14 protein-coding genes are annotated in these 14,013 nt (G+C 66.8%); 6 read left to right on the top strand and 8 right to left on the bottom strand.

Annotated features, from left to right (window positions below):
• Positions 1 to 23 precede the first annotated feature (23 nt).
• A complete protein-coding gene (locus SH203_RS06725; protein WP_087120066.1) occupies positions 24 to 1,463 on the bottom strand; it encodes a chain-length determining protein in 1,440 nt (479 codons plus the stop codon).
• A gap of 121 nt (positions 1,464 to 1,584) precedes the next feature.
• Here SH203_RS06725 and SH203_RS06720 point away from each other — a divergent pair, with 121 nt between their 5' ends.
• Positions 1,585 to 2,337 carry a polysaccharide biosynthesis/export family protein gene (locus SH203_RS06720; protein ID WP_087120065.1) on the top strand — a complete coding sequence of 251 codons (753 nt, stop codon included), beginning with the start codon at positions 1,585 to 1,587 and terminating at the stop codon, positions 2,335 to 2,337.
• 19 nt (positions 2,338 to 2,356) lie between these two features.
• On the opposite strand, the gene SH203_RS06715 is transcribed toward SH203_RS06720, so the two are convergent.
• Positions 2,357 to 2,662, bottom strand: a complete 306-nt coding sequence (locus SH203_RS06715; RefSeq protein WP_087120064.1) for a hypothetical protein — start codon at positions 2,660 to 2,662, stop codon at positions 2,357 to 2,359.
• 286 nt (positions 2,663 to 2,948) lie between these two features.
• Between SH203_RS06715 and SH203_RS06710 the strand changes: the two genes are divergently transcribed.
• Both SH203_RS06710 and SH203_RS15750 read left to right on the top strand, forming a co-directional pair.
• Positions 2,949 to 3,533, top strand: a complete 585-nt coding sequence (locus tag SH203_RS06710) for an RcnB family protein (RefSeq protein ID WP_087120063.1) — start codon at positions 2,949 to 2,951, stop codon at positions 3,531 to 3,533.
• Between the two features lie 159 nt (positions 3,534 to 3,692).
• Complete coding sequence (locus tag SH203_RS15750) at positions 3,693 to 4,718, top strand: RcnB family protein (protein ID WP_234989406.1); 1,026 nt, start codon at positions 3,693 to 3,695, stop codon at positions 4,716 to 4,718.
• A 97-nt stretch (positions 4,719 to 4,815) separates the two neighbouring features.
• On the opposite strand, the gene gatB is transcribed toward SH203_RS15750, so the two are convergent.
• A complete protein-coding gene (gatB, locus tag SH203_RS06700) occupies positions 4,816 to 6,318 on the bottom strand; it encodes an Asp-tRNA(Asn)/Glu-tRNA(Gln) amidotransferase subunit GatB (RefSeq protein ID WP_087120062.1) in 1,503 nt (500 codons plus the stop codon).
• Positions 6,319 to 6,414: 96 nt separating this feature from the next.
• Between gatB and SH203_RS06695 the strand changes: the two genes are divergently transcribed.
• A complete protein-coding gene (locus SH203_RS06695) occupies positions 6,415 to 6,756 on the top strand; it encodes a hypothetical protein (RefSeq protein ID WP_087120061.1) in 342 nt (113 codons plus the stop codon).
• Positions 6,757 to 6,830: 74 nt separating this feature from the next.
• Here the strand turns inward: SH203_RS06695 and adhP are convergent, their stop codons facing one another.
• The 5 genes from adhP to gatC form a co-directional block, all read right to left on the bottom strand.
• On the bottom strand, positions 6,831 to 7,862 hold the full coding sequence (gene adhP, locus SH203_RS06690) for an alcohol dehydrogenase AdhP (RefSeq protein WP_087120060.1): 1,032 nt from the start codon (positions 7,860 to 7,862) through the stop codon (positions 6,831 to 6,833).
• Between the two features lie 149 nt (positions 7,863 to 8,011).
• Entirely contained in the window at positions 8,012 to 9,529 is a 1,518-nt protein-coding gene (locus SH203_RS06685) for an aldehyde dehydrogenase family protein (RefSeq protein WP_087120059.1), read from the bottom strand.
• A gap of 137 nt (positions 9,530 to 9,666) precedes the next feature.
• Positions 9,667 to 10,641, bottom strand: a complete 975-nt coding sequence (locus tag SH203_RS06680; protein WP_087120058.1) for a GAF domain-containing protein — start codon at positions 10,639 to 10,641, stop codon at positions 9,667 to 9,669.
• A gap of 86 nt (positions 10,642 to 10,727) precedes the next feature.
• Complete coding sequence (gene gatA, locus SH203_RS06675; protein ID WP_087120057.1) at positions 10,728 to 12,206, bottom strand: Asp-tRNA(Asn)/Glu-tRNA(Gln) amidotransferase subunit GatA; 1,479 nt, start codon at positions 12,204 to 12,206, stop codon at positions 10,728 to 10,730.
• Positions 12,207 to 12,208: 2 nt separating this feature from the next.
• Positions 12,209 to 12,496, bottom strand: coding sequence for an Asp-tRNA(Asn)/Glu-tRNA(Gln) amidotransferase subunit GatC (gatC, locus tag SH203_RS06670; RefSeq protein ID WP_087120202.1), 288 nt, complete (start codon positions 12,494 to 12,496; stop codon positions 12,209 to 12,211).
• Positions 12,497 to 12,608: 112 nt separating this feature from the next.
• Between gatC and ruvX the strand changes: the two genes are divergently transcribed.
• Positions 12,609 to 13,088, top strand: a complete 480-nt coding sequence (gene ruvX / locus SH203_RS06665; protein ID WP_087120201.1) for a Holliday junction resolvase RuvX — start codon at positions 12,609 to 12,611, stop codon at positions 13,086 to 13,088.
• Entirely contained in the window at positions 13,085 to 14,008 is a 924-nt protein-coding gene (locus SH203_RS06660; protein WP_087120056.1) for an AEC family transporter, read from the top strand. The genes ruvX and SH203_RS06660 overlap by 4 nt, the downstream gene beginning before the upstream one ends.
• Positions 14,009 to 14,013: the final 5 nt, after the last annotated feature.

Below are 14,013 nucleotides of genomic sequence, written 5' to 3'. Positions count from 1 at the left end.
CCCCTAGCCTAGCACGGCTGAGGTCAGGCCGCCTTCGCCGGAGCGACGGCGAGGACGGGCATGTCCAGCGTCCGGCTGACCGAGGCCGGCGTGGTGAAACCGCGCCGCGTGAACACCCGCAACAGGCCGACGCACAGGGCGGTGAAGGCGGCGAACAGGAAGACGGCGGCCAGCAGCGGGATCTTCAGGCTCTTGCCCGTCGCCGGGGGCTGGGCGCGTTCGATCACGGTGACATTGTCGGCGCCGGCGGCGACCAGGGCGTTGTCGGCCCGGCTCTGGGTCTCGCGCTGCTGGAACTCGCGGATCGAGGCGCTCAGCACCTCCCGGTTGCCGGCCAGGGTCGTGTTCTCGGATTCCAGCGCGGTCAGCCGCGCCTGGCGGCCGCGAATGTCGTTCAGCTGGCGATCCAGCACCGACAGACGCGCCGCCAGCGAATCCCGCTCGGCCCGCATGTTGATGCGGTTCGTCTCCAGCTCGGTCCAGACGGGGTTCGGGCCGGTGCGGACCTCCTTGGCCCCCACCGCCGTCCCGGTCGAGACATAGGCCTGAAGCTGATTGATCCGCGCCTCGATGTCCTTCACCGGCTGGGCGTCGGGCTGATAGCGCGACAGCAGTTGCTCGCGCTCGGTGCGCAGTTGCAGCACCTGATCCTGCGCCGAGATGTTCAGATCCTGCTGCAACGCCACCTCGGCCGGCGTGCCCGCCTGCTGCGCCGTCAGGGTGTTCAGCCGCTGGCTGGTCTGGTTCAGTTGGCTCTGGGTCGACATCCGGTCGGTGAACACCGTCTGATAGGTCGCCGCCAGGGTGGCCTTGGCCGCCGCGAAGTCGCCGATCTGATTCGAGGTCAGGAAGTTCTCATAGGCCCGGTCCGCCTGACCCAGTTCGTCCTCGAAGGCGACGCGCTGGCTGGCGATGGCCGGCGTCTTGTCCTGGAACACTTCGCGTCGATAGATCAGATACTGTTCGATGATGGCGTTCAGCACCCGCGCCGCGCGCTCGGCTTCGTCGGCCTTGTAGGTCAGATGGATCACCGCGCTGCCCGGCGCCGTGGCGACGCCCAGGCTGCTTCCCAGCGTCTTGATCGCGGCGGCCTGGGCCTGTTCCGGCCCGCCCTTGGGGGCCTCGCCCAGGATGGCGGCCGGGCCCAGGGCCTGGACCACCTTCTGACGCACGGCGCTGGACCCCAGAATGGCGGCTTCGGAATTGGCCACCTCGTCGCCCTGCGGCGCCTGCCCGCGTTCCGCCGTGCCGACACGCGGCTGATAGACATATTCCTGGCCCACGCCCGCGAAGACCGATCCGGTGGCGGTGTAGCTTTTCTTCAGCGTCATCGCGGCCGCAAAGCCCAGTCCCAGGATCACCACGAAGACCAGCAACATCAGTAGCAGTTCGCGGAATAACAGGGCGATCACGTCCAGCACGCCGTAGCGCGGTCTTGCCGTGACGTATGCCGTGGAACGCATCGGGCGACCCGAATCCCTTGAAACCCTGTTGTCGTCACCCTTCGCCCACCGGCGTTAACCGATGATTACCCATAACCGACGAGGCTGCATCCAACCGCCGTTCAAGGGCCGAACGATTCCCATGCTGTCTGATCGCCGCCTGTTCCTGCTGACCCTGGGTTCAGCCTCCCTCGCGGCCTCGCTGGCGGCATGCGGCGGCGGCATGGGCGCGCCGCGTTCCTCATTCGATGGGCCGCGCCGTCAGGACGACGATCTCCCCGGCGTCCCCTTCGCGCAATGGACGGATCGAGAGCCGGAATATCTGCTGTATCCGGGCGACGAGATCGAGGTGGCCACGCCGACGGCGGCGGAGTTGACGCGCACGGTCAAGATCGGGCCGGATGGCCGCATCGCCCTGCCGCTGATCGGGTCGGTGATGGCGGCGGATCAGACCCTGCCGCAACTGCAACAGACCCTTTCCGGCGCCTATGCGTCCCAGCTGATCCGCCCCGTGGTCGAGGTCGCCCTGCGTCAGGCCGGACCCATCCGCGTCTGGGTCGACGGCGAGGTCAGGACGCCGGGCGTCTTCGAGATGGGGGGCGATCTGGAGGCCTATCAGGCGATCATTCAGGCCGGCGGCTTCGCCCCCACCTCGCGGCCGGATCAGGTGGCCCTGATCCGTCGCGGTCCGGGCGGATCGCGCATGATGCGGGTCGTCGACCTGCGGCCGCGTCGCGGCGAGGTCGTTCCGTTGAGACGCGGCGACATCCTGTTCGTGCCCCGCTCGACCCTGGGCGAACTGGCGGCCTTCTTCACCCAGGTCCGCGCCGCCCTGCCCATCGGCTTCAGCTATTCGATCAACGGAACGCGCGGCAACGGCTTCGCCCAGTTCTGACGGGCCGCCGGAACGTCGGTCAGGCGACCAGTTGCACCACGCCCTGATCGATGTAGCGCCGCGCGGCCTTCTGGGCCTCGGCGATCTCCTCGCGCTCCATCTCCATGCTCATCTCGCGGCGATAGACGCGCGCCTCGACCGAGCCCTTCATGGCCGCCAGATTGAAGATCATATGGGCCGAAACCCGGTCCATCGGACAGCCGCCCGATCCGGCCGAATACATCATGCCCAGTTTGAACAGGTCGTCGCCGGACATATCCGGCGTCGGCAGCGGCAGTCCCTCGTCCTGGGCCTGCAGGTCGTGCGCCAATTCTTGCGCGTTCATCACCGTATCTCCTGAACGGGCGCCGTTCTGGGCCCGCCTTACGAGACCCAATCAAATACCGGTGGTTTGAAGTTAAAGTTAACGGCGAAAGGGGCCAGCCGACCTTTTGAGTAAAGCAGAAATGAATACTGAACCGTCGATTCACCCATCGAAAACCCCGTTGCGAACGGGTCCGAAAACCTGACCGCGCCATTCAGCGGGCATTCAGCCGCCCGGCGCGACCCTGATCGTCATTAACGGGTCGATCCGGCGCCTCTGTCGGCCGCCCAAGAATGGGAGCAATCAGATGAACCGCCTCACCAAGGCCGCCGTCGTCGCCCTCGCCCTGTCGACCACGGCCCTGCCCATGCTCGTCCAGGCCCAGGAGCGCGACCGCCGCGAACATCGTCATGACCGTCGCGACGACCGCCGGGACTTCCGCCTCGAACGCCGCGATGATCGTCGCGACTGGCGCGATGGTCGTTACGCTGATCGCGGCGAATACTGGCGTGACCGACGCGACGACCGCCGCGACTATTGGGTCGAGCGTCGCGAAGACCGCCGCGACTGGCGAAACGACCGCTGGGACCGCAACAATCGCGACTGGTGGCGCGGACGGGCGGACTTCCGCGGCTATAACGGGCCGCGCGCAGGCTATTGGTACGCGCCCAGCTATGGCTATTACCGGGTCGAGCCGCGCTACTACGACTACCGCTGGCGCACGGGCGGATATCTGCCGTCCCAGTACCGCACCTACTACGTCCGCGACCCGTATGTTTACGGCCTGCGCGAGGCCCCGCGCGGTTATCGCTACGTCCACGCCGGCAATGACATCCTGATGATCGCGGTCGCGACGGGCCTGATCGCCAGCGTCATGTCCGGCGTCTATTGAGCCCGGACTGAACCCGCCATGGAAAGGCCCCGCAGACCTCTGCGGGGCCTTTTTCTTGCGCCCACCCCGCTGAAAACCATGTTCAGTCTGGGTTCATCGCCAGGATCGCATCGTCCATCCCAAGCCGCCGGACAACCGGCGTGCAGGAACGAGAAGATCATGAAACGTCTCCTGATGGCTTTCACGGCCGTCGCCGCCGTCTCCGCCCCTCTACAGGCCCTGGCCCAGGAGACGCCGGACCAGCCCGCACCGCATCGCGAACGTCCGACGCGCGGCCCTGACCGCCCGACGATGATGAGGGAAGAGCAACCCCGCTTCGAACGGCCCATGCGTCGCGACGCCGATGCGCCAAGGCCCGAGCGTCCCAATGGCTGGACCCGTCCCGAACGCCCCGAAGGCGGTCCCTCGCGTCCTGATCGTCCTGAAGGCGGTTGGAACCGGCCTGATCGACCCACCCCCGACGCTCCGCGCCCCGACCGCCCCGAAGGCGGATGGAACCGCCCCGACCGCCCGAATCCCGGCGGTCCACGCCCGGATCGTCCCGAGGGTGGATGGAACCGGCCCGACAGACCGAACCCCGGCGGCCCACGCCCCGAACGTCCCGACGGCGGCTGGAACCGGCCCGACAGACCGCATCCCGGCGGCCCGCGCCCGGATCGTCCCGAGGGTGGATGGAACCGGCCCGACAGACCGCATCCCGGCGGGCCGCGTCCCGAACGTCCCGACGGCGGCTGGAACCGACCCGACAGACCGGGCGGATGGGACCGGCCGGATCGGCCGCGCCCGGACTGGAACAACGAACGCGAGCGCGAACGTCTGCGCCGCGAGTTTCGTCAGAGGTTCGACGCCGAACGCTGGCGGCGCGACTTCTACCGCGATCATCGCGCCGACTGGTGGCGCAACGACTATCGGTTCAGGGGCTATGACGGCTTCCGGTCCGGCTTCTACTTCGCGCCGGGCTGGGGCTACTACAGCGTTCCCCGCTCCTACTGGGGGCGCGACTGGTCCGTCGGCCAATATCTGCCGGAGGCCTTCTGGCGCTATCAGCTTCAGGACTGGCGCACCTATGGACTGGGCTATCCGCCGCCCGGAACCCGCTGGGTGTCGGTCGACAACACCCTGTATCTGATCGACGATGACGACGGTTACATCATCGACATCGTTCGCGACGCCTGGCGCTGGTGATCGCGGGCAAGATCGAGCCGGTTTCGGCCTGATCAACCAGCGAAAAGGCCCCGCAGAGCGATCTGCGGGGCCTTTGACTTTGGCGCGGCCTTGGCCGTCAGAGGCCCAGCTTGGACTTCAGGATGTCGTTGACGGCGGCCGGATTGGCCTTGCCGCCGGTCGCCTTCATCACCTGACCGACGAACCAGCCGATGGCCTGCGGCTTTTCGGCCACCGCCGCCGCCTTGTCCGGGTTGGCGGCGATGATCTCGTCCACGGCCTTTTCGATGGCGCCGGTGTCGGTGACTTGTTTCAGGCCGTGCTTCTCGACAACCTCGGCCGGCGAACCCTCGCCGTTCCAGACGTGGTCGAAGACTTCCTTCGCGATCTTGGATGAGATGACGTTCGTCTCGATCAGTTCGACCAGTTGCGCCACATGGGCCGCCGGCAGCGGGTTTTCTGCGAAGTCCTTGCCCTCGGCGGCCAAACGCGCCGAAACCTCGTTCGTGACCCAGTTCGACACCAGCTTGGCGTCCCGGCCCTTGGCGGCCGCCTCGAAATAGTCGGCCTTGGCCTGTTCCGAGATCAGCACGATGGCGTCGTATTGCGACAGGCCGTAATCGGCCATCAACCGCTTGCGCTTGTCGTCCGGCAGTTCGGGCAGCGACGCCTTGATGTCGTCGATCCAGGCCTGTTCCAGATCCAGCGGCAGCAGGTCGGGATCGGGGAAGTAGCGATAGTCCTGCGCCTCTTCCTTGGAGCGCATTGACCGGGTTTCGCCTTTGGTCGGGTCGAACAGCCGCGTCTCCTGAACGATCGAACCACCGTCCTCCAGAATCTCGATCTGGCGACGCGCCTCATACTGGATCGCCTGGGAAATGAAGCGGAAGCTGTTGACGTTCTTGATCTCGCAGCGCGTCCCCAGATAGCCGAAGTCGCCCGTCTGCTTGAACTTGTCGTAGTTTCCGGCGCGGCACACCGACACGTTCACGTCGGCACGCAGATTGCCCTTCTCCATGTCGCCGTCGCAGGTGCCCAGATAGATCAGGATGGTCCTGATCTTCTTCACATAGGCCACCGCCTCTTCCGGCGTGCGCAGGTCGGGACGCGAAACGATCTCCATCAGCGCCGTACCGGCCCGGTTCAGGTCGACATAGGATTCGGTCGGCGACAGGTCGTGGATCAGCTTGCCCGCATCCTGCTCAAGGTGCAGCCGCTCGATGCCGACGTTGAAGAAGCTGCCGTCCTCGGCCTCCACCTCGACCACGCCCTCGCCCACGATGGGGTAGTAGAGCTGGCTGATCTGATAGCCGGTCGGCAGGTCGGGATAGAAGTAGTTCTTGCGGTCGAACTGGCTGCGTTTGTTGATCTGCGCACGCAGGCCCAGGCCGGTCTTCACCGCCTGTTCGACACAGTGTTTGTTCAGCGTCGGCAGCATGCCGGGAAAGCCCGCGTCCACCAGCGACACCTGCTCGTTCGGCCCCGCGCCGAAGCCGACGGCGGCGCCGGAAAACAGCTTGGCCCTGGACGCCACCTGGGCGTGGATTTCCAGCCCCATGACGATTTCCCAATCGCCGGTGCGGCCCTTGATGGTTTTCGCGTTCGAAACAGTGTCGGTCATGCGCCCGTCCTAGCGCCCTCGTCGGCGACGAGAAAGGGGGCTGTCTTGATGATGTCGCGAAAGGCGCTCAACTTCCGTCTCTCAACGGAGATTTCCATGACCAAGACCCTGTTCGCCGCCGCCGCGGCCTCGCTTCTGGCCGTTGGCGCCGCCTCGGCCCAGACGACGCCCGCCCCCGCTCCCGCGACCGGGCATGAGCATCACGCCGACCATCACGCCGCCCGCCCCACCATCGACAGCACCATCGAGGCGCTGGTGGCCGACCCGGCGACCAAGGCTGTGCTGGACAAGCATCTGCCCGGCATCGACCGTCATCCCGCCTACGCCCAGTTCAAGGGCATGACCCTGCGTCAGGTCGCGCCCTTCTCTCAGGGCCACATCACCGATGAGAAGATCGCGGCCATCGACGCCGATCTGAAGGCCCTGCCGGCCGCCTGATCGCGGCGACTACGCAAAGATAAGGGGCGGCCGGATCGTCCGGCCGCCCCTTTTCCTGCCTGATCCATGTCGGATCAGTTGATGGTCATCACCACCCGGCCCTCGATCTGGCCCTTGTGCATCCGCTGGAAGATGTCGTTGATGTTCTCCAGCGGCTCGACCGCAACCGTCGCCTTGACCTTTTCGTCGGCGGCGAATTGAAGCGCTTCCTGCAGGTCCAGCCGCGTGCCCACGATGGAGCCGCGCACCGTCGTCCCGTTCAGCACCATGTCGAAGATCGACAGCGGGAAGTCGCCGGGCGGCAGGCCGTTCAGGGCGATGGTCGCCCCGCGCGAGGTCATGTTGACCGCCTGTTCGAACGCCTTGGGCGAGACGGCCGTGACCAGCACGCCCTGAGCGCCGCCGTCCGTCTGGACCTTGATGTCGGCGGCGGGATCGTTGGAGGTCTTGGCGTTGACCGTCACGGTGGCACCCAGCCGTCGCGCCAGGTCCAGCTTGGCGTCGTCCACGTCCACGGCGGCGACGTTCATGCCCATGGCCTTGGCGTATTGAACCGCGACGTGGCCCAAGCCGCCGATGCCCGAAATGACCACCCAGTCGCCCGGCTTGGTGTCCGTCATCTTCAGCCCCTTATAGACCGTGACCCCGGCGCACAGGATCGGGGCGATGTCGGTGAAGCTGACGTTGGCCGGCAGGTGTCCGACATAGTTCGGATCGGCGATGGCGTATTCCGCGAACCCGCCATTGACGGAATAGCCGGTGTTCTCCTGCTCGTGGCACAGGGTCTCCCAGCCGCCGAGACAGTGTTTGCAGTGGCCGCAGGACGAATAGAGCCACGGCACGCCGACCCGGTCGCCTTCCTTGACCAGCTTGACCCCCGCCCCCACGGCCGAGACGTAGCCGACGCCCTCATGGCCGGGAATGAAGGGCGGGTTGGGCTTGACGGGCCAGTCGCCCTCGGCGGCGTGCAGGTCGGTGTGGCAAACGCCGGAGGCTTCGATCTTGACCTGGATCTGGCCGGGGCCCGGCTCGGGCACGGCGACTTCCTCAATGGTCAACGGTTTGCCGAACGCGCGCACGACGGCGGCCTTCATGGTCTTGGTCATGGAACGTCTCCTCGATTTCAAGGGAAGGCGACGGACGGGCCGAAAGCAGGAGATCGACCCGTCCGCCGGGGAGTTTCGCGCGCCGTGGGAGTGGTTCGGCGTGCAAGGCGAAGGATGGCCGATCCGAAACCGGCCATCCTTGATTCAGATCAGAAGAAGCCCAGTTTGTCGGGGCTGTAGCTGACCAGCAGGTTCTTGGTCTGCTGATAGTGGTCCAGCATCATCCGGTGGTTCTCGCGCCCGATGCCCGACTTCTTGTAGCCGCCGAAGGCCGCGTGGGCGGGATACTGGTGATAGCAGTTGGTCCACACCCGTCCGGCCTGAATGGCGCGGCCGGCGCGATAGGCGGTGTTCATGTCGCGCGACCACACCCCGGCGCCCAGGCCGTATTCGGTGTCGTTGGCGATGGCGATGGCCTCTTCCAGCGTCTTGAAAGTGGTCACGGCCAGGACGGGGCCGAAGATTTCCTCCTGGAAGATCCGCATGTTGTTGGTGCCCTTGAACACGGTCGGCTCGACGTAGAAGCCGCCCGACAGATCGTCTTTCAGCACCGCCTGATGGCCGCCGGTCAGGACCTCGGCGCCTTCGTCCGTGCCGATCTTCAGATAACCCAGGATTTTCTTGAGCTGCTGGTCCGACGCCTGGGCGCCGACCTGGGTTGCGGGATCGAGCGGATCGCCCTGTTTGATCGCCTTCACCCGCGCGATCGCCTTCTCGATGAAGGCCTCGTAGATGTCCTCATGCACCAGCGCACGGCTGGGGCAGGTGCAGACCTCGCCCTGGTTCAGAGCGAACATGGCGAAGCCTTCCAGCGCCTTGTCCAGGAAGGCGTCGTCGTGATCCATCACGTCCTTGAAGAAGATGTTGGGCGACTTGCCGCCCAGCTCCAGCGTCACCGGAATGATGTTCCTGGTCGCATATTCCATGATCTTCTGACCGACGGCGGTCGAGCCGGTGAAGGCGATCTTGGCGATGCGCGGATTGGTGGCCAACGGTTCGCCGACCTCGACGCCGGTGCCCGACACGATGTTCAGCACGCCCGCCGGCAGCAGGTCCTGGATCAGTTCGACCACCATGAGGATGGAGGCCGGGGTCTGTTCGGCCGGCTTCAGCACGATGCAATTGCCCGCCGCCAGGGCCGGGGCGATCTTCCACGCCGCCATCAGGATCGGGAAGTTCCAGGGAATGATCTGTCCCACCACGCCCAGCGGCTCGTGGAAGTGATAGGCGACGGTGTTGTGATCCAGCTCGGAAATCCCGCCTTCCTGCGCGCGGATGCAGCCGGCGAAATAGCGGAAATGGTCGATGGCCAGCGGGATGTCGGCCGCCAGCGTCTCCCGCACCGGCTTGCCGTTGTCCCAGGTCTCGGCCTCGGCGACGGCCTGAAGGTTCTGTTCGATCCGGTCGGCGATGCGGTTTAGCAGCAGAGCGCGCTCCGCCACGCTGGTCTGGCCCCAGGCGTCCTTGGCGGCATGGGCGGCGTCCAGCGCCTTTTCGACGTCGGCCGCGTCCGAACGTGCGACCTCGCACAGGACGCGGCCGTTCACCGGGGAGGTGTTCTCGAAATAGCGGCCGTTCACCGGCGGGACCCACTGTCCGCCGATGAAGTTGTCATAGCGCGCCTTGAACTTGGGGGTGGCGGCGCGGGTGAATTCGGGCTTGGTCATGATGGCTTCCTGACGTGTTCCTCGGGCGTCGCTTGTCGACGTCGTTGGGACCGGAAGCTCGTCCTCGCCGGCCGCGCGCGCCAGACCGGCGGTTCATGGTGCGCTGCAAACCTGTCGCAGGTTTGCGACAGGTCGGTTCAGTGGGCGGCGCCCGCCAGTCCCAGCCGGTGCAGTTTGCGATGCAGGGTCGCGCGACTGACGCCCAGCCCCCGCGCCGCCGCCGACACATTGCCGTTGTTCAGCGCCAGCGCCCGCCGAACCGCCCCGCGCTCGGCCTCCAGCAGGTCCGCCTCGATGGAGCCGCCGCCCAGAACCTCGGACGCCGCCAGTTGGCCCGCGATCCGCTCGTCCGTGATCGACAGGGCCAGTCGCGCCGCCCGCGTGGCCCCGACCACCAGATCGTCGCGGTCAACGGCCAAGAGGGCCGCCGTATTACGCTCGGCCACGTCGCCGGCCAGCACGATCCGCGCCTCGGAAAAGGCCTTGCGGAAGGCCTGGGATTCGATGGCGCGCGCCGCATCCGCGACGGCGGCAGTGATCAGGCCCAGCATGGCCTCGGTCTGGTCCGCCCGGCACGACGACACGTCCAGCGCCCCGGCCAGCCGCCCCAGATGGTCGTAGATGGGATGGCTGGAACAGCTCAGGCCGATGTTGCGCGCGTGAAAATGCTGGTCGCGATGGATGGTCACGGCCCGTTTTTCGGCCAGGGCCGTGCCGATGCCGTTGGTGCCTTCCACCGCTTCGGACCAGACGGCGCCGGGCCACAGTCCCCAGCGATGGAAGGTGTCGTCGTCGCTGGCCATACCCCGACGCTCGACCGGCACGCCCGAGGCGTCGCACAGCAGGACGCAGCACCCCGCGTCGCCCACGGCGAGAAACAGCCGGTCCAGCACGCCCTGCGCCGCCTGCGTCACCGGCTCCATCGCCTCGCGCGCGGCGCGAAGCTGGCCCTCCGTCAGGGTGGCGACCTGACCCTGGCTTTCAGGGTCCAGCCCATACAGGGTCATCGACCGGCGCCACGACGCCGCCAGCGCCGACCGGGCCGGCCCGGCCCCGTCGTCCAGCACCTGTTTGATCAGGCTGCGGTGGTCGTTTCCTGCGCGCTCGCCCATGCTCGGCTCCCAACGGCCTCGTCGTCGGGAGCCATCAGACGCCCGCCGGGCGCGGGCGTCAATGCGACCTTCCTACGCTGGACGGCCTACCACCAGCGGCCCGGCTTGGCCATGAAGCCCGCCGCGCGTTCCAGCGCCCCGCCGACCTGGAACACCGTCGCCTCGTCCAACGCCTTGCCGATGACCTGAAGCCCCAGCGGCAGACCGCCGGAATCCACGCCCGCCGGCACCGAAATGCCCGGCAGACCGGCCAGATTGGTCGTCACCGTGAAGACGTCGTTCAGATACATGGTCAGCGGGTCGATCTGCTTGTCGCCCAGCGCGAAGGCGGCCGACGGCGTCGACGGCGTCAGGATGGCGTCCACCTGACCCCAGACGTTGTCGAAGTCCTCGGCGATGCGCCGACGCACCTTCAGCGCCTTGACGTAATAGGCGTCGTAGAAGCCGGCCGACAGCACATAGGCGCCGATGGTCAGGCGACGCTGGACCTCCTTGCCGAAACCTTCCGCGCGAGAGGTGGCGTACAGGTCGTCCAGCGACTTGAACTCGTCCGCCCGATGCCCGAACCGCATCCCGTCGTAACGGGCCAGGTTCGACGACGCCTCGGCCGGCGCGACGATATAATAGGTCGGCAGGGCATATTTGGTGTGCGGCAGGCTGATCTCGACGATCTCGCAACCCGCATCCTTCAGCCAGGCCACGCCCTGATCCCACAGGGCCTGAATCTCGGCCGGCATCCCGTCCACGACATATTCGCGCGGCACGCCGATGCGCAGCCCCTTGACCGATTGGCCGACCGATTGGGTCCAGTCGGGCGTCGCGATGTCCAGGCTGGTCGAATCCTTGGCGTCGAACGAGCACATGGATTGCAGCAGCAGGGCCGCATCCTCGACCGTCTTGGTGATCGGGCCTGCCTGATCCAGCGACGAGGCGAAGGCCACCATGCCGAACCGGCTGGCGCGGCCATAGGTCGGCTTGATCCCGACGGTGCCGGTGAAGGCGGCGGGCTGGCGGATCGAGCCGCCGGTGTCCGATGCGGTCGCCGCCAGGCACAGGTCGGCGGCCACGGCCGAAGCCGAACCGCCCGACGAACCGCCCGGCGTCAGATCGGCGTTGGAGCCGCTGGACTTCCACGGGTTCTTCACCGGCCCGAAGGCCGAGGTTTCGTTGGACGAACCCATGGCGAATTCGTCCATGTTCAGCTTGCCCAGCATGACCGCCCCGTCGCGCCACAGATTGGCGGTCACGGTCGATTCATAGGGCGGCACGAAGCCGCGCAGCATGTTGGAGCCGGCGGTCGTCTGTACGCCCTCGGTGCAGAACAGGTCCTTGATCCCCAGAGGCGCGCCTTCCAGCACGCCGCCATCGCCCGCCGCCAGACGGGCGTCGGACGCCTTGGCCATGTCTATCGCCTTGTCCGCCGTCACCTCGACATAGGCGTTCAGCGTCGGGTTCGAGGCTTCGATATTGCTCAGGAAAGCCTGGGTGATTTCCGCCGAGGAAAACTCCTTGGCCTTCAGCCCGTCGACGGCCGCCTTCAGGGTCAATTTGGTCAGGTCGCTCATGATCAGTCGACCACCTTGGGCACGACGAAGAAGCCGTCGGCGGATTTCGGAGCGTTGGACAGGACGTCGGCGATCTTGTCGCCGTCCGTCACCACGTCGTCGCGCAGACGCAAGGGTTGGGCCACGTTCGAGGTCATGGGGTCGACGCCGTCGACATCGACCTGATCCAGCTGCTCGATCCAGGCCAGGATGCCGTTCAGCTCCTGCGCCAGCGGCTCCAGCCGATCCTCGGGGGTCTTGATGCGGGCGAGATGCGCCACCTTGCGCACCGTCGCAGCGTCGATGGCCATGCGGCCCTCCAATGCACGTCGATAGGGAATGTATCGGCGGGATAGCCTTCCGACTTCGGATTCACAAGGCGACGCCTTTGACTTCCGCCGGTTTGCGGCCTACCGCCCGGCCGTGCCCGTTCTCGACCTTCTCGACCTGCCCGCCGCCTGCCCGCCCGACACGCCGTGGATGGGGCTGGATCTGGGCGAGAAGACCATCGGGGTGGCGGTGTCGGACGCCACGCGCCTGATCGCCTCGCCGCTGGAGTTGATCCGCAAGTCCAAGTTCACGCTGGAGGCCGAGCAGCTGTTCAAGCTGATGGCGCACCGCAAGGTGTCGGCTCTGGTCATCGGCCTGCCGGTCAATATGGACGGCACGGAAGGCCCGCGCGCCCAGTCCTGCCGCGCCTTCGCCCGTAATCTTGAGCGGCTGCGGCCCGTCAACGTCGCCTTCTGGGACGAGCGCCTGTCGACCAGCGCCGTCGAACGCTTCCTGATCGAGGACCTGGACCTGAACCGCAAGCGCCGCGCCCAGGTCGTGGACCGCACCGCCGCCGCCTGGATTCTGCAGGGGGCGCTGGATCGGGTGCGGGATCAGGCGAGCTGGATTTGACGGCCTTGGTCGCCGGCGTCCTGCCGGTCTTTCTGATGATCGCCCTGGGCTATGGCCTGCGAAAATCCGGCTTCCTGCCCGACGAGGCGTGGCGACCGATCGAGAAGCTGTCGATCAACATCTTCTATCCCAGCTTCCTGATCCCCGCGATCTGGCACGCCGATCTGGCGGGCGGCGGAGCGACCGTGGCGGGCGCGGCGGCGGTGGGAGCGACTTTGATCGTGGCGGCGGCGACGCTGGCGGCCAAGCCTCTGATCACTCTGGACGGCCCGGCCTACACCAGCGTCTTTCAGGGCGTGATCCGCTGGAACAGCTTCGTCTTCGTGCCGGTGATCCAGTCGGTCTATGGCTCGGAAGGCACGGCCCTGGCCGCCGTGGCCATCGCCTTCATCATTCCCGTCACCAACATCACCTGCGTCGCCGTCCTGGCCAAATGGGGCGCGCTACGTCGCGAGCCTTCGGTCGTCGGCCTGATCAAGTCGATGCTGGCCAATCCGATCCTGCTGGCCTGTCTGATCGGACTGGCGCTGAACCTGCTGCGCGTTCCGCTGATCCCCGGCCTGTCGGAAGCCATGGACCTGCTGGGCGCCGCCGCTCTGCCGCTGGGGCTGATCGTCGCCGGCGCGGGACTGTCCTTCGCCGAGGTCAAACGCCGCCGCACCACCATCGCCGCCGTCGCCCTGGTCAAGCTGGGGGTCATGCCGCCCCTGATGTGGGTCATCGCCTGGGCCCTGGGCGGCGACAGTCTGGCGCAAGGCATCGCCCTGATCTGCGGCGCGGCGCCCGGTTCCGCCGCCTCCTATATACTGGCGCGTCAGATGGGCGGCGACGCGCCCCTGATCGCGGGCGTCATCGCCCTGACCACCGTGGGCAGCGCCGTGGTCATTCCCGTTCTGCTGGCCCTGTTCCACTTCACCTGACTGGC

Source organism: Brevundimonas sp. SH203 (assembly GCF_002157625.1).
Lineage (GTDB): Bacteria > Pseudomonadota > Alphaproteobacteria > Caulobacterales > Caulobacteraceae > Brevundimonas.
This window is presented reverse-complemented; position numbering and strand designations above follow the sequence as displayed.

Bases quoted from the DNA above. Each gene is read 5' to 3' on its own strand.
- gatC (WP_087120202.1), bottom strand. From the start codon at position 12,496: ATGGCCATCGACGCTGCGACGGTGCGCAAGGTGGCGCATCTCGCCCGC.
- gatB (WP_087120062.1), bottom strand. From the start codon at position 6,318: ATGACCGACACTGTTTCGAACGCGAAAACCATCAAGGGCCGCACCGGC.
- SH203_RS06695 (WP_087120061.1), top strand. From the start codon at position 6,415: ATGACCAAGACCCTGTTCGCCGCCGCCGCGGCCTCGCTTCTGGCCGTT.
- adhP (WP_087120060.1), bottom strand. From the start codon at position 7,862: ATGACCAAGACCATGAAGGCCGCCGTCGTGCGCGCGTTCGGCAAACCG.
- SH203_RS06725 (WP_087120066.1), bottom strand. From the start codon at position 1,463: ATGCGTTCCACGGCATACGTCACGGCAAGACCGCGCTACGGCGTGCTG.
- SH203_RS06720 (WP_087120065.1), top strand. From the start codon at position 1,585: ATGCTGTCTGATCGCCGCCTGTTCCTGCTGACCCTGGGTTCAGCCTCC.
- SH203_RS06715 (WP_087120064.1), bottom strand. From the start codon at position 2,662: ATGAACGCGCAAGAATTGGCGCACGACCTGCAGGCCCAGGACGAGGGA.
- SH203_RS06710 (WP_087120063.1), top strand. From the start codon at position 2,949: ATGAACCGCCTCACCAAGGCCGCCGTCGTCGCCCTCGCCCTGTCGACC.
- SH203_RS06685 (WP_087120059.1), bottom strand. From the start codon at position 9,529: ATGACCAAGCCCGAATTCACCCGCGCCGCCACCCCCAAGTTCAAGGCG.
- SH203_RS15750 (WP_234989406.1), top strand. From the start codon at position 3,693: ATGAAACGTCTCCTGATGGCTTTCACGGCCGTCGCCGCCGTCTCCGCC.
- gatA (WP_087120057.1), bottom strand. From the start codon at position 12,206: ATGAGCGACCTGACCAAATTGACCCTGAAGGCGGCCGTCGACGGGCTG.
- SH203_RS06680 (WP_087120058.1), bottom strand. From the start codon at position 10,641: ATGGGCGAGCGCGCAGGAAACGACCACCGCAGCCTGATCAAACAGGTG.